Origin of the sequence: Ereboglobus sp. PH5-10, from assembly GCF_029504735.1 — a bacterium.
GTDB lineage: Bacteria > Verrucomicrobiota > Verrucomicrobiia > Opitutales > Opitutaceae > Ereboglobus.
This window is the reverse complement of the sequence record NZ_JAQFIP010000004.1, coordinates 82,309-100,351: the sequence shown is the minus strand read 5'-3', so window position 1 is coordinate 100,351 and position 18,043 is coordinate 82,309. Positions and strand designations below refer to the sequence as shown.

The following is an 18,043-nucleotide window of genomic DNA, read 5'->3' as shown; positions in this document are numbered from 1 at the left end:
AACAAGCCATCAGTCCCGTAATTTTTCCACCATCGTTTGCGATGCCCCTTCGCACAGCATTCGCAATCCCATCATGGCAACCACAACCCAACCAAACACGCCCGAGGCGGATTGCTGCGCGCAGCCGTTCGATCCGACGGCGCGTCGCGACTACATTCGGTTTCAGTTTTGTTTGTGGGGCTTTTTTTTGCTTCTCAGTTTCATACACTTCACATGGGACGGCACGCCGACGGAATACAGGTCTTACATAGCGGGCATAAAAGTCTATGAGACGATTATGATGGCGACCTGCTCGCACATCATCTGGCTGGTGGCTCGCAAGCGCAGGTGGTTCTCGCGGTCCAAGCCGCTGAGGGTTCGCGTGTCGGTGATATGCCTGTTCTCCTCGACCGCCGTTCTGGCCGTCTCGGCGCCCCTTATTTGGAAGCTCAACAGCATCGCCAGAAGCGAGGGCGCCGTTGAGCACAACTTATTTTTCATATTGTTCCTAAACTGGATCGGCATTGCGGTGGGGCTTACGATCTGGGGCGGTTTGTATAGCGCCTATTATTATCAGGCGCGAACCCGCTACCTCGAAACCGAGCGCGCCCGCCTGCTCGCCGCCGGGCGCGAGGCGCAACTCATGGCGCTCAAGGGCCAGCTCAACCCGCACTTTCTGTTCAACAGCCTCAACACATTGCGCGCGCTCATACAGCGCGAACCCAAGGCGGCGCGCGACGCGGTCACGCACCTGGCCGACATGATGCGCCACTCGCTCACACTCTCCGATTTTGCGATCATCCCGCTCGCGGCCGAGCTCAGCTTCGTGAACGACTACCTCGCGCTCGAGCACCTGCGCCATGAGGACCGGCTTCGCATCAAGCAACGAATCGCGCCGGAGGCGCTGCGCGAAAACATCCCGCCCATGCTCCTGCTCACGCTTGTTGAAAACGCCGTCAAGCACGGCCTCAACCAGCGCAGCGGCGGCATCGACGTGATATGCGAAATCTGGCTGGAGCCGCACGCCGGCGCCGGGACGGGCGGTGAAAAAACAATTCATCTGCGCGTCACCAACCAGGGATTTCTTGTGCTCGCCGACAAGCCCGCGGACGAGGACGCGCCGCTCACGACCGGCACGGGCCTGCGCAACATCCGCGAGCGGCTCCGGCTTCTCTACGGCGAGCGCGCATCGCTTTCCGTTTCGCAAGAGGAGCATCTCGTGGTCGCCAAGGTCGCGCTCCCCGCAGTGCCCGCGCCGGCAAACGGGGTTGACTTCCTGATCACAGGCGAGACACCCGCTTTTAATCCCGACACACAGCCATGATCAAAGCCCTCCTCATCGACGACGAACGCCTCGCGCGCGCCGAGCTGCGCGACCTGCTCCAGGCCCACCCCGAAGTGGACATCGTGGGCGAGGCGGGCAACGCGGCGCAGGCGCGCGAGCTCATCGCAAAACACAAGCCCTCGCTCATCTTTCTCGACGTGCAAATGCCCGAGGAAACCGGCTTCGACCTGCTCGTCTCGCTCGGCGAGAACGCGCCGCGCGTCATCTTCACCACGGCATACGATTCGCACGCGCTGCGCGCGTTCGAGTTTGCCGCCAAGGACTACCTTTTGAAACCCATCTCGCCCGCGCGCCTGGCGACGGCCATCGACCGCCTCGTGCCCGACGACCACGCCGCCGCGGATGAGCCGCCCTCGCCCGACGACCATGCGGGCGCTTCCGCGCCTGCGTTCGGCGCGAGCGACCGCATCCTTGTCGGCGACGGCGATCATCTCGCGTTTGTCGTGGTTGAGAGCATACGCGGCGCCGAGTCGATCGGCGCGCACACGGTGCTTTGGCTCGGCAAGGGCACGGCCGTTGTCAAACGCTCCCTCAGCTCGCTTGAGGCGCGCTTGCCGGCCGCGCTCTTTTTTCGCGCCAACCGCGCCCAGCTCATCAACCTCCGGCACATCACCGCGGTGGAACCCTGGTTTAGCGGCAGCCTCATGATCACCCTGGACAACGGCAAAAAAATCGACCTTTCGCGGCGACAGGCCCGTCTCTTCCGGGAACGACAAACCCTTTGACGCGCCCCCCGGCGATGGGGTAATCAAATGGTTTCAATTTGTTGCCTGAGAAAAAGCCTCCGCCGCATAAATGTCACAAGACATCACACATTTGCCTTTAAAACTGAGCCATCGCACCCCGATTGCAGTGGGCGGGCACCGCATGATCTACGCGCACCCGCACAACGATTCGCTTGTGCTGAAAGTGCCGAAGCCGGAGTTCCGGCAAAGGACGCAGGCCGCGCAATCATTCTGGCGGCGTCATTTCGACCGTTTCAAATATTACAACGACACCGCGCGCGAGGCCATCGAGCACATCGCCTGTTTTGCGGCAAATGAGGCGCGGCCGCCTTTCTTGCAGCGATTTTATGGATTTCTCGAAACGGACTTGGGCCTCGCCTCGGTGAGCGGAGCCGAGCGCGACGGGGACGGAAACTACGCGATGAATTTCACCCAGCTCATCAAGCAGGGGAAGTTCGACAAAAAAGTGCGCGCCGCGTTTGAGGATTTCGCCGTGGCGTTTGTCGCCAGCGACGTCGTGGTGGGTGATTTGCGCCCGGATAACATGGTGTATTCCCATGACAGCGAAACAAACCGCATGCGCTTTGTGCTAATCGACGGCGTCGGCGACAAAAACGGCATCAAGCTTTGCAGCTATTTTCGCTTCTACAACCGGATGTCCAAACGCAAAAGAATCAAGTTCCTGCGCAAGCAAATAAACTGCCTGCTCGCGCAGAACGCCGGGGCGAAAAACGAGGTCGGGCGCGTGGATGACCGCGCGATGAGTTCGATGACCTCTTGAGAAACCCGCGCGACGGCCGCACAAATTACACTCGCGCTTTTTGCCGGCATGCGCGATGGTGGCCCCGCAACACGCATCCGCCGCACACCCATGCTCACCGTTCGCAATCTCACCAAAAGTTTCACGACACCCGAGGGCGCCAAGGTGCGCGTCATCGACGTGGCGGACTTTCACCTCGACCCCGGCGGGCAGATTGCGTTGCGCGGCGAAAGCGGCTCGGGCAAGACCACATTCCTGCACCTCATCGCCGGAATTCTGCGCCCCAACAGCGGCGTCATCACAATCGACGGCGTCGAGATGACCGCGCCCGGCGAGTCGCGGCGCGACGCCCTGCGCGCCGCCAAGATCGGCTATATTTTCCAGGCGTTCAATTTGCTGCAAGGGCACACGGTTCTTGAAAACGTCCTGCTCGGCATGTCGTTCGCGCCGGGCGGGGCGGACGGCGTTCGCGCGCGCGCGATGCTCGACCGAGTGGGCCTTTCGCACCGCTTGCAACATTTTCCGCGCGAACTTTCGACCGGGCAGCAACAACGCGTCGCCGTGGCGCGCGCGCTCGCGAACCGGCCCAAGCTCGTCATCGCCGACGAGCCGACCGGCAACCTCGACAACCGCAACACCGCCGGCGCGCTCGACCTCATGAAGGACACTTGCCGCGAGTGCGGCGCGGCGCTCCTCCTCGTGAGCCATGACGACGCCACGCTCGCGCGCTTCGACAACGTGCGCGACTTCACCGAAATCAACCGCATGGACAACGCCTCGCGCACCCCTTGGGGCCAGCCGCGCAAACCCGGCGAGGCGCCCTCGCGCACCGTGGAATGAAAAACGGCATCGACAGAATCACATATCAGGCAGGGCGAAGCCCCGGGATTCGTTTCGCATTCCTCATTCCTCATTCCGCATTCAAATGACCATCCCGCTCATCATTTATCGCAGCCTGCGCCAGCACGCGCTTTCGACGCTTGTCACCGCGGCCAGCATCGCGCTGGCGACCGGCCTGCTCATGACGGTGTGGATGGTGAGGGCGCAATCGCAGCGCGCGTTCTTGGAAACCAGCACGAGTTTCGACGGCGTGCTCGCCGCGCGAGGCTCGGAATTGCAGATCGTGCTGAACGCCATTTTTCACATGGAGTCCTCGCCCGGAAATATTTTGGACGCCGACTACGAGCGCATTAAAAAGCACCCCGCGGTGAAGGCGGCCATTCCCGTCGCCACCGGCGACAACTACAAAGGCTGGCGCATCGTCGGCACAGTGCCGGAGTTGTTCACGGATGCCGAGCACACGAGCGGGACAAAATTCACGATTGCGCAGGGGAAGGTCTTTTTGCCGGGCGCGCATTCGCGCGAGGCGCTGGCCGGCAGTTTCGCCGCCGCGCAACTCGGGCTCTCCGTCGGCTCGGTGTTTCGTCCCAGCCATGGACTCGCCCATGCGCCCGATCACGAGCACGACGAGGAATACAGGGTCGCCGGCATCCTCGCGCCGACCAACACGCCCGCCGACCGTGTGATCTGGATACCGCTCGATGGCGCGCGTCACATGGCGGGGCACGCCGAGTCGTCGCGCTCGGAGTTGAGCGCGGTGCTTGTGCGGCTGCGCGCGCCGTCGGCGGGATTTGCGCTCGACCAGTATTACAACAAGCAGGGCGGGCGCCTCACGTTTGCCTATCCGACGAGCGCGATCATCGCGGATTTTTTCAACAAGATCGGCTGGTTTGACCGCGTGCTGGCGCTGGTGGCGTTTGTTGTCGTCCTGGTCGCGGCGGGCTCCGTGCTCGCGAGCATCTACGCGTCGATGAGCACGAGGCAGCGCGACATCGCGATCCTGCGCGCTCTGGGCGCCCGTCGCGGCACGGTGTTTGGCGGCGTGGTGCTGGAGTCGATGGTGATTGGCGCGCTTGGCGCGGCGTGCGGCTTTGTCGTGTATTTTGTGCTGATGACGGGCGCGGCGGAATTGATTCGCGAACAAACGGGCGTCGTCATTTCCGTGGCCGCGTGGCACGCGGTTCTGGTGTGGTGCCCGCTCGGCATGATCGCGCTCGGCGCGCTCGGCGGAATCATCCCCGCGGTAAAGGCCTACCGCGTGCCCGTGGCTGAAACGCTCTCGCCTTTGTCCTGACGCGGGGGCTTCAGGCCTTCGGCCGGCGGGGCTGCTCGTTTCTGCTGCGCGCCCGGGAGTCGCGCGCGGCTTTCAATTTTTTCGGATGGTCAACGATCGCGTGCAGCCCGCGGCTTTCCTTGCGCTGTTGCGCGCACTTCACGACGAGTTCGGCGACTTGTATCAAGTTGCGCAGCTCGAGCAGGCGCGGATCGACGGAAAAATTCCAGTAATACTCGTGCGTTTCGTGCGCGAGATTGGCGATGCGGCGCCGGGCGCGCGCGAGCCGCTTCGATGTGCGCAGGATGCTCACGTAATCCCACATCGTGGAGCGGAGCTCGTCCCAGTTGTGCGCGATGACCACGCGCTCGTCCTCGTCGCCGCCGCCGAGGTCGCGCCACGCGGGAATCTTCGGGCTCGCGGCGCGTTTGCGTTTTTCACTTTTGAGCGCGCCGGTGTATTTTATGACGGAAAGCGCGCCGCGATGCGCGAGCACGACGGCTTCGAGCAGCGAGTTGCTGGCGAGCCGGTTCGCGCCGTGCAGGCCGGTGCAGGCCGCCTCGCCGCAGGCGTAGAGCCCGGGCAGCGAGGTTTCGGCGGAAAGATTGGTGGCCACGCCTCCGCAAGTGTAGTGCGCGGCGGGCACGACGGGGATTTTGTCGCGGGAGATGTCGATGCCGAGCGCGAGGCATGTCTCGAAAATTTGCGGGAATCGGCCGCGCAGAAACGCCCTGTCGCGATGCGTGATGTCGAGCCACACATGGGGCGCGCCGGATTTTTTCATCTCGGCGTCGATGGCGCGCGCCACGATGTCGCGTGGCGCGAGGTCGGCCATTTTGTGGTAGCGTTTCATGAACGCCGCGCCATCGGCATTGCGCAGGATCGCGCCCTCGCCGCGCACCGCCTCGCTGATGAGAAAGCGCTCGCCTTTCAGCGAGTAGAGCGCGGTCGGGTGAAACTGGATGAACTCCATGTTGCGCACCTCGACGCCCGCGCGATACGCCATCGCGATGCCGTCGCCCGTGGCGATGCCGGGATTTGTCGTGTAGCGGTAGACCTGGCCCGCGCCGCCGGTCGAGAGCACGACGACGGGCGCGTGAAACGCCTCAACGCGGCGCTTGCGCACATTGAGCGCGTAGAGGCCGGCGATGCGATTGGCGCCGCCGAGCCGAAGCTTGGCCGATGTGACGACGTCGATGGCAAAAAAGTGCTCGAGCAGCTTGATGCGTTTTTCGTTCGCGATCGCGCGCAGCAGCGCCTCCTCGACCGCCTTGCCGGTCATGTCCTTGACGTGCAGGATGCGCCGCGCGCTGTGGCCGCCCTCGCGCCCGAGGTCGAACGCGCCCGATTTGTCGCGCGAAAACTCCAGCCCCAAGTCGATCAATTCACGGACGCGCTCGGGCCCGTCGCGGACGATTTCGCGCACGGCCTTTTCGTTGCACAACCCGTCGCCCGCCACGAGCGTGTCGCGCACATGCGCCTCGAAGTCGTCCGTTTGCGACATCACGACGGCGATGCCGCCTTGCGCGTGGTTGGTGTTGGACTCGGCCTTGTTTTTCTTGGTGAGAAGCGCCACCGAGAGGCCGGCGCGCGCGGTTTTCAGCGCAAAGCTCAGCCCGGCGATTCCGGTGCCGACAACAAGGACGTCGAAGTTATGAGTCATGGGTCAAGGTTTTCAAACAAGATGCCTTCCTAAAATGGCGCGGCAGAAAAGACAAAAATCACGCGGCGGGTGCGATTTCAGCGGACTTTTCCAGCGCGCGCAGGCGCAGCGATTCGTAGATCGGCGCGCAGTTCATCGCCTCGGCCACGCCGTATGCGATCAGCGAGCAGGTCAGCACCGGCAGCATAAAATCGTATTTTCCGGTCAGCTCGATAATCAGCACCATGCTCGTGAGCGGCGCGCGCACGATGGCCGTCAGCAGTCCGCCCATGCCAATCACCGCAAAAATTTCCGGATGTCCGACAAGCGACGGCCACACTTGGTGCACCGCGTGCCCCGTTGCGAGCCCGACGAGCGCGCCGATGACAAGCAGCGGCGCGAAAATGCCGCCCGCCGCGCCCGAGCCGAAACTCCACATCGTCAGCGCAAAACGCGCCAGCATCATCAAGGCGATGACGCCGATCACCTTGAGCCCGCCGCCCAGCGCGTGCTCGGCGAGATGCGAACCTGATCCGACCACTTCGGGGCAGGTCCACGCCGCGATCCCGACCACCGCGCCCGCAAGCGCGCCGATTGCGATCACGGGCCAGCGGCGCGCACGCAGACCGTCGAACCAGTCCAGGCTGCGAAGCAGCACTTTGTTGAACGCCACGCCGCCAAACCCGCACACCAGGCCGAGCACGGCGGCGAGCGGCAGCGCGGCCAGCGTGGGCGCGGCGATGCTTGGCGTGGCAAAAACAGGCGACGCGCCGAGAAGCAGACGGCACACAATGTCCGCGACAACCGACGACACAAAAGCGGCCACAAACAACACCGGCGCAAAAACGCCGTGCAGTTCCTCGAGCACAAACATGACGCCCGCGAGCGGCGCGTTGAACGCCGCCGACAAGCCCGCCGCAGCGCCCGCGCTCATGAGCGCCTTGCGCTCGCCCTCGCCGCCGCGCACGCGAAACCACCGCGAAACCATTTGGCCCGTCGCCCCGCCCATCTGGATTGTCGGCCCCTCTCGCCCGAGCGCAAGGCCCGCGCCTATGCCGATCACACCCGCCGCGAACTTGACCGGGATCACCCGCCACCAGCGCATTTCCGCTTGGTCGAGCATGACGGATTTTAAGTGTGGAATCCCGCTGCCCGAAGTTTCCGGCGCGAAATGGCGCACAAGCCACAAGGCCAGCGCGCACCCGGCCGCGCCGATGCCGACCGCCGCCAGCAAGCCGGCAGCCCAGTGCGCATTTTCCCGCAACCATGCAAGCGCTCCGGTGCGTCCGTGCTCCACCTGCATCAAGGTCCAGCGAAACGCGCACGCCAGCCCGCCCGACACCAGGCCGATGATCACCGCCTTCACAAGAATGTGACGGCGTTTGACTTGTTCCGTCTTCAGGCCGAATCCGGAGTCCTGTGTGATATGTCGCATGGTTTGCGCATCTTTAAAATGCGCGGCCGCGTGCGCAATACTTTGCGAAAATGTTTTCCATGCGGACACTCGCCCGTGCCGGCGGACTGTCACTATCGGCCGAAAACGCTAAAACCGCCGCGTTTGTCTTTCGTGGTTCCCGGCGCGCTCGGCGAGCGCGCCCCACCAGGGACGGGGCAGTTTCGTTTGAACCGTTTCAGTTCGTCGCGATCTGTTTGACGCGGCGGACGAGGTCGGTGAATTCGCCGCGGCGTTCGAGCTCGGCGCCGGTTGCGCCGGTCATGCCGGGCTCGGCCCATTCGAGGACGCTGTCGTAGGTCGCCACGCCCTTGTCGGGCGAGTTGCGAAGCAGCATCGCGAAGGCGGCAACCGAACAGGTGAACTTGAAGTCGGGACTGGCCTCGTCAAATGCCACGCCTTTGTCCTCGAGCGTGAACTCGATTTTGTCGCTCATGTCGGCACTCGGCGCCTTGTAGCGGATTTTCAGAGTGAGAAGCTCTCCCGTGAGTTCGAGCTTGGGCGCGGTGGTGACGACGGTTTGGGTCTGGTATTTGAGGGGATCGACGGTTGAAACGGGAGCGTCGGTTTCGGCGGACGTCGCACTCGGCGCACCCGCGGCGGATTTTGCGGGGATTACCTCGTAGAGGGCGGTGACGGTGTGGCCCGCGCCGATTTCACCGGCGTCAGCTTTGTCGTTGTTGAAATCCTCTTTCGCAAGGAGGCGCTTTTCGTATCCAATAAGCCGATACGCGGCGGCCTGCGCGGGATTGAACTCGACTTGGAGTTTCACGTCCTTGGCGATGGTGACGAGAGTGCCGGCGGTTTGCTCGACGAGGAGGCGGCGGGCCTCGGCGCGGTTGTCGATGTAGCCGTGGTTGCCGTTGCCTTTGTTGGCGAGTGTCTGGAGCCGGGAGTCCTTGAGGTTGCCCATGCCGAATCCGAGGACGGAAAGGAAGACGCCGCTTTTGGCCTTTTCCTCGATCATGGTGGCGAGCTCGTCGTTGCTGGTGACACCGATGTTAAAATCTCCGTCTGTGCAGAGAATGACGCGGTTGGCGCCCTCCTTGAGGAAGTTGGCCCTGGCAATTTCATAGGCGAGCTGGATGCCCTTGCCGCCGTTGGTGCCGCCGGTGGCGCGGAGGGCGTCGAGAGTGTCGAGGATTTTGGTTTTCTCACTCACCGCCGTGGAGGGCAGGGCGAGGTCGATCGTGTTTGCGTAGGTGACGATGGCGATGCGGTCGCTTGGGCGCAGGCGGTTGACGAGCATGCGCATGGATTCCTTCACGAGCGGGAGTTTGTTGGGTTCGTCCATCGAGCCGGAGACATCGAGCAGGAAAACGAGGTTGGCGGGCGGGCGCGAATCGTCGGCGACTTCGCGGCCCTTGATGCCGATGCGCACGAGGCGATGCTCGGGATTCCAGGGCGCGGCGGCGACTTCCATCGTGGCGGCGAAGGGCGCGCCGCTTTCCTTCGCGGGCGGCGCGTAGTTGTAGGCGAAGTAGTTTATCATCTCCTCGACGCGCACGGCGTCGGCTGGCGGGCGCTGTCCGCGATTGAGGAATCGGCGGACGTTTGTGTAGCTGGCCGTGTCGATGTCGGCGGAGAAGGTCGAGAGCGGGTTTTCAGTGGTGCCGAGAAAGCCATTGTCGGCGTAGCGGGTGTAGGATTCGGCACCGGGGTTTTGCGAAACAGCGGAGGCACCAATGCCGGGCATGTATTTCATGAATTCGCCGACAGAACCTTGAGTGAGCTCTCCAAAGGAATCAATGGCGATGGCAGTGACCACGTTATCAGCCGCGCGCTGTTCCATGATGAGCTTGGCCTGTCCGTGGCGTTCCCCAGTGACCGTGAATCGCTCCAGTGTTGCGGCTGTCTGCGCTGGTGTCGGTCGACTGGCAACGCTTGCAGGAGCACTGCTTGCCTCTTTCGCGCGGGACTCGGCTTCGACAGGCAGGGAGACATACATCGCTTGCGCTTTTTGCATGGCGAGTTTTTCCGCCTGTCGGGAATCGTGCGCCGGTTTCAGAATCGCGAAAAACGCCACTGCGAAACACGCCGTCGCCAGTCCGGCGACGAGGAAATACGGGAAGCGAAACGGTTTTTTCGCGCGCTTGCGCGCTTCTTGTGCCTCGGCTTCGCGGGCGGCGCGCCAGTCCTCGATTTGTTCGGGGGTGATGGGCGCGTTTTTTTGCTCCGTCGCGGGTTCGGCGGCGAAGACGGTTTCGAGTTGCCCGGCGAGGGCGCGGATTTCGGCGACGGCGGCTTGCGCGGCGGGGTTGCCGGCGATTTCGGTTTCGAAGACGGCGCGTTCGGCGGCGTCCATTTCGCCGAGGGCGTAGGCGGTGAGGCGCGGGTCGTCGGCGGAGAATTGGGGCGCGGGCGTGTTGTCGGAAGAGTGGTTGTTGTCGTTGTGTTTCATTTCTGTGGCTCCCGTTGGTGTTACGATTTTTGCGCGGCGAAGTCGGCGCGGAGGCGTTGCACGGCGTTGTGGATGAGGACGCCGACGTGGCTGACCGAGAGGTCGGTGATGCGGCTGATTTCCTTGTAGCTGAATCCGTTTTGAAACTTCAGGCGGATGACCTCCTGCTGGCTGGCGGGCAGGCCGTCGATGAGGCGCAGCATGGCGGTGTGAGCCTCCTCGTGCTCGAGGGCGCGGCCGGGGCGCGGATCGTCGGTTGCGACGCGTTCGATCTGGCCTTCCTCAAAGCGGCTCATACGGGCCTCCTTTCTAAGAATGTCGAGCGCGCGGTGGCGGCAGACGGTGAAAAGCCATTCGGCGAGATGTCCGTCCACCTCGCCGACCGGACGCTCCATGAGGCGCATGAAGGTGTCCTGCACGACGTCGCGCGCCCGGTCGGCGTCGCCGAGGAAGCGGGTGGCGTAGCGCGTGAGCGGGCCTTGGTATTCGTTGACGATTGCGCGCGCAAAGTCGTTCGCATTTGTGGTGCGTGATTGCTCATGGTTGGATGGCTCCGGTTTCATTGTTGGGGTCGGTGGATGTGTGGTGACCTTTGCCTGTTAACGCGCGACTTCACGCTTTCTTAAAAAATAATTTCAAGAAAGCAGAAAATAAACGAAATGTGCGCGAATCCCTATGCCCCGTCGCGCTTCCGCGGCCGCGCGAACGCGGTCACCAGCAATCCCGTGAGCAGTAGCGCCGCCGTGCCAAACACGATCGTCAAAAACGAATGAAACGGGCTTCGCATCCCCTCCGGCACCCAGCCGAGCTTGGGCGAAACGCTCATCCACAAAATCACCAAAATTCCGACCGCCACGCTGATTACCCCGGACGGCTTTCCGGCGCGGCGGCTGATGAATCCCAGGAGGAACAGTCCCAGCATGCCGCCGCCGAATATCCCGGCCAGCGTCCACCACGCGTCCAGCGCGCTTTTTACGTTGATCATGCCGAACGCAAGCGTGGTGCCGATTATTCCAACCACAATCGTGGAAATATACAGCACCCGCATCCTCTGCCGTTCCGTTGCCGCCTTGTTTATATAACGCTGATAATAATCATTGAGAAATATCGTGGCCGACGAATTCAGGCTGCTCGAAATCGTGCTCATCGCCGCGGCAAAAATCGACGCTATGAGCAGGCCGGTGATCCCCTGGGGCAAAACGCTCACGATGAACCATGGAAACACGTAGTCGCTCTTGTCGGCGGCTTGATACTCAAGGGGAAGGTCGCCCGCGTGGGTGAAATAATACGCAAACAGCGCGGTTCCTATAAAAAAGAACACCGCCGACACGGGAACATACAGCAGCGCCCCCATCCACAGGCTTTTGCGCGCCTCGCGGTCGGATTTTGCGGCGTGGTAGCGCTGGACGTAGTTTTGGTCCACGCCGAAGTTTTGGAGGTTGATTACCACGCCATAAACCAGCACCACCCAAAACGTGGGTTCCGCCAGGCTGGCGCCGAAACTGCCGAGGCTGAATTTATCATGCGCCGACGCGATCTGGAACAACTGCCCCGGCCCCTCGGGCAATCCGGCCAGCATCAAAACCGCGCACACCAGCGCGCCCAGCACAAGCACGACTGTTTGCGCCGCCTCCGTCCATATCACGCCCACGATGCCGCCGATGAATGTGTATAACGTGGTGCTTATTCCGGTGATGAGAATGATCAGCCTGATATCCCAGCCGAGCAGGACGTTCATGGGCAGCGCCATTAAATAAGTGACCGTTCCCACGCGCGCCATTTGCGTGAGCAGGTAGCAGGCGCTCGCATAAGTCCTCGCCCAGCCGCCGAAGCGCTCCTCGAGGTGCGTGTATGCGGAGATGCATCCGCTGTTGCGGTAGAATGGCAGGAAATATTTCACACCAATCCACGCCGCAAAAGGAATGGAAAGGCTGAACACAAAGGAGTTCCAGTTCGCCGCGAACGCCTTTCCCGGAAGCGCGATAAAACTAATGCTGCTTATATACGTTCCCAATATTGAAAGCCCGGTCAGCCAGCCCGGCAAACTGCTTTCCGCCGCGGTGAAGCCGTCAACCGACCTGCTTTTTCGCCAGCAGGCGGCGCCGATTCCCAGCGTTGCCATGAAGTAGGCAGCCAGAACGATAATATCAAGTGATGCAAAATGACCGGAGGTTTTCACAACTTCGAAGGGTCTATGACTGTATATTTGATGCGCTTGCGATCCCATGTGTATGTGATGTGCACCAATCCGTCGGATGTTTGTATAATGGCCGGGTAGGCATAACCCTCGCGCAGGGGCTGGTCCTCCAGTGTGAGAACCGGCGTCCAGTTAATCCCGTCGTCGGAAAGCGCCAGCTTGAGCGGATGGCGCACGCCCCATCCCGAACGCTCCACACGGTGCGCCGAATGATTGTATATTAACAACTGCCGCCCGTCGGAAAGCGTGATCGCGTCGGTTCCCGAGTTCGGATTGGGCAGGGCCAGTGCCGAGAGCGGGCTCCATGTCTCGCCATTGTCGGCGGACCATGTCATGGCGATCACGCCCTGCCGGGTGCGGCAAAGCGCCTCCAGGCGTCCGTCTTTCATGAACAAAATACTCGGTTGTATCGCGTCAAACCCCGCTCCCTTTTTCACGGGACCCGCTTTGCGCCAGGTTTTTCCCCGGTCCTTTGATATTTCAAAATGCACCCGCCAGTCGGACCGCCGCGCCTCAGTGCTCGAAGGCGAAATCCATGTGCCGTCGGGCAGGACAACCGGCTTGTTTTTGATGGGACCCAAAATCCCCTCGGGCAAACGGGCCGGCTCCTCCCACGAGCGTCCGCCGTCCTTGGAAATCATCTGCATGCCCCACCATTTTTGGGGCGACGGGCCGACTTTATAATATAAGATCAAGGGCGCGTTCTTGCCGGGAGGCTGAAACAAAACCGGATTCCAGGTGGGATGGCGCGTGCCGTCGGGCTGGATGCCGTTGGCCACATTGACCGGCTCGGTCCATTTGTCATTCTCAAGACGCGACACCCAAATACACACATCGGGATTCTTTTCCTTCGTGCCGCCAAACCACGCGGCGACCATGCCGCCCTCTGCCGTTTGGGCGATGGTTGACGCATGACACTCCGGATAGGGCGCCTCCTTGTATATAAACTCCGAGCGGAGCACGGCCGCGCCATTTTCAGCGACCATTGCCGGCGCCAGGAAAACGGCCGCCAGAAACACAACTAGTCCAATAGGGTATTTTGGGTTCATAAATTGATCCTTAAAAACATGCGTTGGTTGGGGAGGCAAACGCCATCTTGTTTTCAGCGTTGGCGCACTCCAGCCCCCATTCGCCAAAGGCGACGGAGAGGTCGCGAATGATGGTGTCGTGAATGCGTTTTGACTCGGGGGAAACCCGTGCCTTGGGTTCGCCGACCGGCCGCCCGCGTGCGGCCATGCCTGCCGAGACGTTTAGCGGAAATGTGAGCCTGTCAACCATGGCGCCGGTAAACTTGATCCTGTCCGCCAAAATGCCGGGGTCTCCGGGTTTTCCCTCCTGGCATATATTATATAAATCCAGCATCAAATCCGGGACAATATTCACCAGTCCGCCTATGCAGCCGACCGCGCCCAGTTTGAAAACCTCGGCAAGCCGCGTGTCCGCTCCCGAGAACACAACATAGTTCTTTTCCTTTCCAAGCGCGACCAGCTCCTTGTGATAATCAAATTCGCCGCCGCTTTGTTTGATGCCCGCCATGTTTGCCCGGTCCGCGAATTTAGCCACGGTTTCGATGTTGATTCGCGTGCCGGTCAACTCGGGGAAATTATACAAAAACACGGGCAAATCCGCGTGTTCCGCGGCGTATAAAAAATGCGCCAGCACGTCATCCTGCGTCGAGGGATAGAACCCCGGCGGCATGATCGCCACCGCGCAAGCCCCGGCGGCACGCGCATGCCTTCCCAGCTCGCCCACAATGCCGGGGCGTATGTCGCTTATATTAACAACGACGGGCAGCGGCGCCGCGCATTCGATCACGGCGGTTATCGCCTCCTTCCGCCGGTCGGCGCTCATCTGCGGAAACTCGCCGGTGCTTCCGAGTGCCAGCACCCCGTGTATGCCCTTGCGTTTCAGCCAGTCGATATTGGCGGCGAGCTCGCGCTTGAGCAGGTTGCCTTCCGCGTCCGTTGGCAGCCAGAGCGCCGCAAGTATGCCTTTTTTTGGGTATGGGGATGCCATGAAAATTGTATGATTTTGTTTATTCCTTTTTCAACAAGTAGAAGAATCCATCCTCCGCTCCCGCGAGCAGTTCTTCCTTTCCGTCGCCGTCCCAATCCCAAGTGGCCGGGGCCGTGCTGTGGCCCGCGAGTTTTTTCGAGTCCACTTGTCCCATGTCCTCGAATATCCATTCCCCGGGCTTGGTGGCGACATTGCGGTAGAAATTAATATTAACACTGTTCACGAGCAAATCCACCCGGCCGTCGCCGTCCCAGTCGGTGAAATGAAATGTGCGCCGTCCGCTTTTTCCCGCCTCGCCATAATTCATGCGCAACGCCCCGCCGGATGGCCCGTCCTTGTTGGCCGCGCCCCTGGAATCAAACTCGGACAATCCTTTCATTTTGAAAATGCGCTTACCCGGCATTACATAATGCTCGCCGTCGCGAACCACATGGCGGAACCATGCCAGGTAGCCCTCGTGGTCGGGCGCCACAAGGTCCGGCACCCCGTCCTTGTCGATGTCGATCATATAAGGCGTGCAGCGCCATTGGAGCACGAGCTCGTCGCCTTTCGGATCCCACCAATTCCACGCGGGTTTTTTCGCGCCGGTTTTCCAGATTGCGCGCACGGGTTGCGCGGCGGCCAGCTTGGGCGATGTTTTGGTCCCGATATTTTTATACCATATAATATTTCCGATGATGGAATTCACCATGATATCAAGCAGTCCGTCGCCGTCCCAATCCGCCACATATATATTGGTGTATCCCCATTTTGATTCCGCCGGCCCTTGGATCGAGCCGTTATATCCGGCCATTATCAATATGGGCTTGCCGTCCGCCTCGAGCAACCGCGGAGCCGCCCAGCGCACGGGGGAGCCGCCGAGGTTTTTTATAAATGCAATTTCGCCCGCGGTGTTTCCAGTCAATATATCCACGAGTCCGTCGCCGTCCCAATCCGCGGCAACGGGCGTGGTGAGCACGCCGAACTTCACACTGTCCGCCTCTTGCTTGAAAAAGCGCGGCGGCTTGAACTCGGGCATGCTTTTGGCGACCGGCTTGCCGCGCGGATTGGGCTGCCATTCCGAATTGATGACATTGCCGGTGTTCTCCATCAGGGCCACGCGTCCGTCCTCCTGCGCCACGATCAAATCCAAGTGCCCGTCCTTGTTCCAGTCGCATGCCGTGATCACAATCATCTCCAGTGGCATCGTCAGAGGCGCGCCCCCGGCGGACAGCCGCTGGCCGGGCGCGTATTTCGGCGACTCCCGCGTTCCCACATTTTCATAAAAGGTGAATCCGTCGACAAACTCCCCGCAGATCAAATCGAGTTTTCCCGTGCCGCGAAAATCGCCGAAAACAGGGGACGGCATGCCATAGACGTCAATGTCGCGATTATCCGCCTGCAGGCGGACCGGCTTTTCATAACGGGGCTTCGCGTTGGTGCCCTTGTTAATCATTATATATACAAATCCGTGCAGCGGCCCGTTTGTCCAGCGCCCGTTGGAATCGTATGCGTTGTCCCAGCCGTAATCCGTCCAGTCCCCGACGCCAAAAACCAAGTCCAGGGTTCCATCGCCATCATAATCCACATAACTCCACTGTTCGCCGCGAATCCGCCCGGATGTGCGGTGGATCTGCCTTGCGGTCAGCGGAAGTTTTTTCCTGTTCGCCTGCGCGAGCCCGTTTTTTATAAAATCGGGATATTCATATCCCGACGCGACCACGCGCAATCCGTCCGGTGTGTATGAGGCGGTCACATTGCCGCTGCCGGGGCCAATATAAGCCGCGGGCTTGAATATATCCATGCCGGTTTCGGCATCCTTTTTGCCCGTGTTTTCAAAATAATGGCATCCCTTGTCGGGCGAGCCTCCCGCGACGACAATCAGGTCGGGCAATCCGTCGCCGTTGCGATCACACACGACAGGCCACGCCCACAAGCCGACGCCAAGGTCGACAACCAGCCCGGGATTATTGTGCTTCAAGCGGACAAACCGGCTCGAATCATTCGCGGGTTGTGCGGACGCAAAACCGCACGACAGGCAAAGCGCGATGGCAAGGGGGAGGAACTTGGGTGCATTCATGTTCATGGCAGGGTTTTGGTCGAAAATGCTAAAATGATTTAGCTAAAGTCAATATCATTTTAACGCCATGCCCCGGTTTTGCGTATTTTTGATTTGCTAAACTTATAGATTTAGCAATACTCGCGGGCAAATATGAACAGCAAGCCGGCAGTGACCATTTACGAAGTTGCGCGACACATAGGAGTGTCCCCCGCCGCGGTTTCCTCGGTGCTTTCCAACCATTATTTGGAGAGGCGGATTTCTGAGAAAACCGCAAACCGGATACGCAAGGCGATCAAGGAGCTTGGTTATGTCCCCAACATGGCGGGGCGCCGCCTCAGAACCCACCGCCCCCTGACCCGGCAATACGACATCGCAATCCTGACCTCGTTTGAGGCGCCCCTGCCGCTCGTCGGCCAGGCGTTGCACGCCATTCAAAAGGAGGCGGACAAGCGTTCGGACAAGCACACCCGCTACGCCGTCGCCATTGAGATGTTTCATGCCGGAAAGCTGGCGGAAAAACCGGGCCTCTTGGAGTCGGACCGGTATCACGGAATCATCATAACCAACACGCTGCCGGCCGACGACCGGTTTCTCGCCACGGCAAAGTTTCCGTATGCGTCGGTCGTTCTGGGCCGCCGAATCGAGGGGCACAACTGCGTGCTCGAAATCCCCAACTTTGTTGGAAAACGGGCCGCCGAAGTGTTGATTGACGCCGGCTGCCGAAACCTCGCGGTCATTCATGGCAAGGCGCTGACGCAGGCCACCTCCCAGCGTGTCGCCGCGTTCAAGGACGCCTCCAAGGCTGGGAAACTCGCCACCCCTGCCGTGATCGAATGCGACGGGCTTCAACCCCGGGATGCCGTCGCGGCGCTGGATGCGTTTCTTGATGGCGGCGGACGCTGCGACGGAGTTTTTGCGGTGACGGACAGCCTAGCGGTCGGAGTGTATCGCGCTTTTCAGGAGCGCGGACTTTCAATTCCCAACGACGCGGCCGTGGTGGGTGTGGGGGATCATGAAATCGAGGAGTTTTTCAACCCGTCCCTGTCCACGCTCGCGGGCGCAAACGACACGATGGTTGCGGAGGCAATCCCGCTGCTGTTCAACCAGCTTTCGGGAAAAACCGACACCCCGCGGGAAATCCTCGTCGTGCCGCCCGTCTATTTGCGCGAATCGACGAACCGTTCCCGGCGCCCCCGGAAAAAATAATCGCCTGGCGTCAGGGGGGATTAAAATGCGGTTGTGATAAGGGTAGGGCGGTTTCGCCGAAACCGCCGCGTTTTACTTTTAATCACACCTCGGGCGTCCTTTTCCCGGGACCGTTTGCGCCCCGGGCGTTCAAACTGTCATGCAAACACACCTCGCGGTTGTGTG

General features: G+C 61.1%; 14 protein-coding genes. 6 read left to right on the top strand and 8 right to left on the bottom strand.

Annotated elements, in window-relative coordinates; genetic code table 11:
• Nucleotides 1–73 precede the first annotated feature (73 nt).
• The 5 genes from M2447_RS04815 to M2447_RS04795 all read left to right on the top strand — a co-directional run bounded on the left by M2447_RS04815 (nucleotide 74) and on the right by M2447_RS04795 (nucleotide 4,943).
• Nucleotides 74–1,303 carry a histidine kinase gene (locus M2447_RS04815; RefSeq protein WP_277557638.1) on the top strand — a complete coding sequence of 410 codons (1,230 nt, stop codon included), beginning with the start codon at nucleotides 74–76 and terminating at the stop codon, nucleotides 1,301–1,303.
• Nucleotides 1,300–2,049, top strand: coding sequence for a response regulator (locus M2447_RS04810; RefSeq protein WP_277508052.1), 750 nt, complete (start codon nucleotides 1,300–1,302; stop codon nucleotides 2,047–2,049). The genes M2447_RS04815 and M2447_RS04810 overlap by 4 nt, the downstream gene beginning before the upstream one ends.
• Before the next feature lie 70 nt (nucleotides 2,050–2,119).
• Complete coding sequence (locus M2447_RS04805; RefSeq protein WP_277557637.1) at nucleotides 2,120–2,830, top strand: YrbL family protein; 711 nt, start codon at nucleotides 2,120–2,122, stop codon at nucleotides 2,828–2,830.
• Between the two features lie 48 nt (nucleotides 2,831–2,878).
• The gene (locus M2447_RS04800) at nucleotides 2,879–3,649 is read left to right on the top strand and encodes an ABC transporter ATP-binding protein (protein WP_277557636.1); all 771 of its coding nucleotides are present in this window, start codon (nucleotides 2,879–2,881) and stop codon (nucleotides 3,647–3,649) included.
• Nucleotides 3,650–3,734: 85 nt separating this feature from the next.
• Complete coding sequence (locus tag M2447_RS04795; protein ID WP_277508049.1) at nucleotides 3,735–4,943, top strand: ABC transporter permease; 1,209 nt, start codon at nucleotides 3,735–3,737, stop codon at nucleotides 4,941–4,943.
• A 10-nt stretch (nucleotides 4,944–4,953) separates the two neighbouring features.
• On the opposite strand, the gene nadB is transcribed toward M2447_RS04795, so the two are convergent.
• The 8 genes from nadB to M2447_RS04755 all read right to left on the bottom strand — a co-directional run bounded on the left by nadB (nucleotide 4,954) and on the right by M2447_RS04755 (nucleotide 16,696).
• Complete coding sequence (gene nadB / locus M2447_RS04790; protein WP_277557635.1) at nucleotides 4,954–6,585, bottom strand: L-aspartate oxidase; 1,632 nt, start codon at nucleotides 6,583–6,585, stop codon at nucleotides 4,954–4,956.
• Nucleotides 6,586–6,643: 58 nt separating this feature from the next.
• Nucleotides 6,644–7,999, bottom strand: coding sequence for a H(+)/Cl(-) exchange transporter ClcA (gene clcA, locus M2447_RS04785; protein WP_277557634.1), 1,356 nt, complete (start codon nucleotides 7,997–7,999; stop codon nucleotides 6,644–6,646).
• Nucleotides 8,000–8,195: 196 nt separating this feature from the next.
• Nucleotides 8,196–10,418, bottom strand: a complete 2,223-nt coding sequence (locus M2447_RS04780; RefSeq protein ID WP_277557633.1) for a von Willebrand factor type A domain-containing protein — start codon at nucleotides 10,416–10,418, stop codon at nucleotides 8,196–8,198.
• Nucleotides 10,419–10,438: 20 nt separating this feature from the next.
• Nucleotides 10,439–10,981 (bottom strand): sigma-70 family RNA polymerase sigma factor, encoded by a 543-nt coding sequence (locus M2447_RS04775; protein ID WP_108825099.1) that lies wholly within the window; start codon nucleotides 10,979–10,981, stop codon nucleotides 10,439–10,441.
• A 110-nt stretch (nucleotides 10,982–11,091) separates the two neighbouring features.
• On the bottom strand, nucleotides 11,092–12,540 hold the full coding sequence (locus tag M2447_RS04770; RefSeq protein WP_277557632.1) for a sodium:solute symporter: 1,449 nt from the start codon (nucleotides 12,538–12,540) through the stop codon (nucleotides 11,092–11,094).
• A 53-nt stretch (nucleotides 12,541–12,593) separates the two neighbouring features.
• The gene (locus M2447_RS04765; RefSeq protein WP_277557631.1) at nucleotides 12,594–13,601 is read right to left on the bottom strand and encodes a sialidase family protein; all 1,008 of its coding nucleotides are present in this window, start codon (nucleotides 13,599–13,601) and stop codon (nucleotides 12,594–12,596) included.
• A gap of 73 nt (nucleotides 13,602–13,674) precedes the next feature.
• Entirely contained in the window at nucleotides 13,675–14,631 is a 957-nt protein-coding gene (locus M2447_RS04760) for a dihydrodipicolinate synthase family protein (RefSeq protein WP_277557630.1), read from the bottom strand.
• A 19-nt stretch (nucleotides 14,632–14,650) separates the two neighbouring features.
• Entirely contained in the window at nucleotides 14,651–16,696 is a 2,046-nt protein-coding gene (locus M2447_RS04755; protein ID WP_277557629.1) for a VCBS repeat-containing protein, read from the bottom strand.
• A 126-nt stretch (nucleotides 16,697–16,822) separates the two neighbouring features.
• Between M2447_RS04755 and M2447_RS04750 the strand changes: the two genes are divergently transcribed.
• Complete coding sequence (locus M2447_RS04750) at nucleotides 16,823–17,878, top strand: LacI family DNA-binding transcriptional regulator (protein WP_277557628.1); 1,056 nt, start codon at nucleotides 16,823–16,825, stop codon at nucleotides 17,876–17,878.
• Nucleotides 17,879–18,043 lie beyond the last annotated feature (165 nt).

Coding starts and splice junctions, on each gene's coding strand:
- M2447_RS04815 (WP_277557638.1), top strand. CDS start 74: ATGGCAACCACAACCCAACCAAACACGCCCGAGGCGGATTGCTGCGCG.
- M2447_RS04810 (WP_277508052.1), top strand. CDS start 1,300: ATGATCAAAGCCCTCCTCATCGACGACGAACGCCTCGCGCGCGCCGAG.
- M2447_RS04805 (WP_277557637.1), top strand. CDS start 2,120: ATGTCACAAGACATCACACATTTGCCTTTAAAACTGAGCCATCGCACC.
- M2447_RS04800 (WP_277557636.1), top strand. CDS start 2,879: ATGCGCGATGGTGGCCCCGCAACACGCATCCGCCGCACACCCATGCTC.
- M2447_RS04795 (WP_277508049.1), top strand. CDS start 3,735: ATGACCATCCCGCTCATCATTTATCGCAGCCTGCGCCAGCACGCGCTT.
- nadB (WP_277557635.1), bottom strand. CDS start 6,585: ATGACTCATAACTTCGACGTCCTTGTTGTCGGCACCGGAATCGCCGGG.
- clcA (WP_277557634.1), bottom strand. CDS start 7,999: ATGCGACATATCACACAGGACTCCGGATTCGGCCTGAAGACGGAACAA.
- M2447_RS04780 (WP_277557633.1), bottom strand. CDS start 10,418: ATGAAACACAACGACAACAACCACTCTTCCGACAACACGCCCGCGCCC.
- M2447_RS04775 (WP_108825099.1), bottom strand. CDS start 10,981: ATGAAACCGGAGCCATCCAACCATGAGCAATCACGCACCACAAATGCG.
- M2447_RS04770 (WP_277557632.1), bottom strand. CDS start 12,540: ATGGCAACGCTGGGAATCGGCGCCGCCTGCTGGCGAAAAAGCAGGTCG.
- M2447_RS04765 (WP_277557631.1), bottom strand. CDS start 13,601: ATGGTCGCTGAAAATGGCGCGGCCGTGCTCCGCTCGGAGTTTATATAC.
- M2447_RS04760 (WP_277557630.1), bottom strand. CDS start 14,631: ATGGCATCCCCATACCCAAAAAAAGGCATACTTGCGGCGCTCTGGCTG.
- M2447_RS04755 (WP_277557629.1), bottom strand. CDS start 16,696: ATGAACATGAATGCACCCAAGTTCCTCCCCCTTGCCATCGCGCTTTGC.
- M2447_RS04750 (WP_277557628.1), top strand. CDS start 16,823: ATGAACAGCAAGCCGGCAGTGACCATTTACGAAGTTGCGCGACACATA.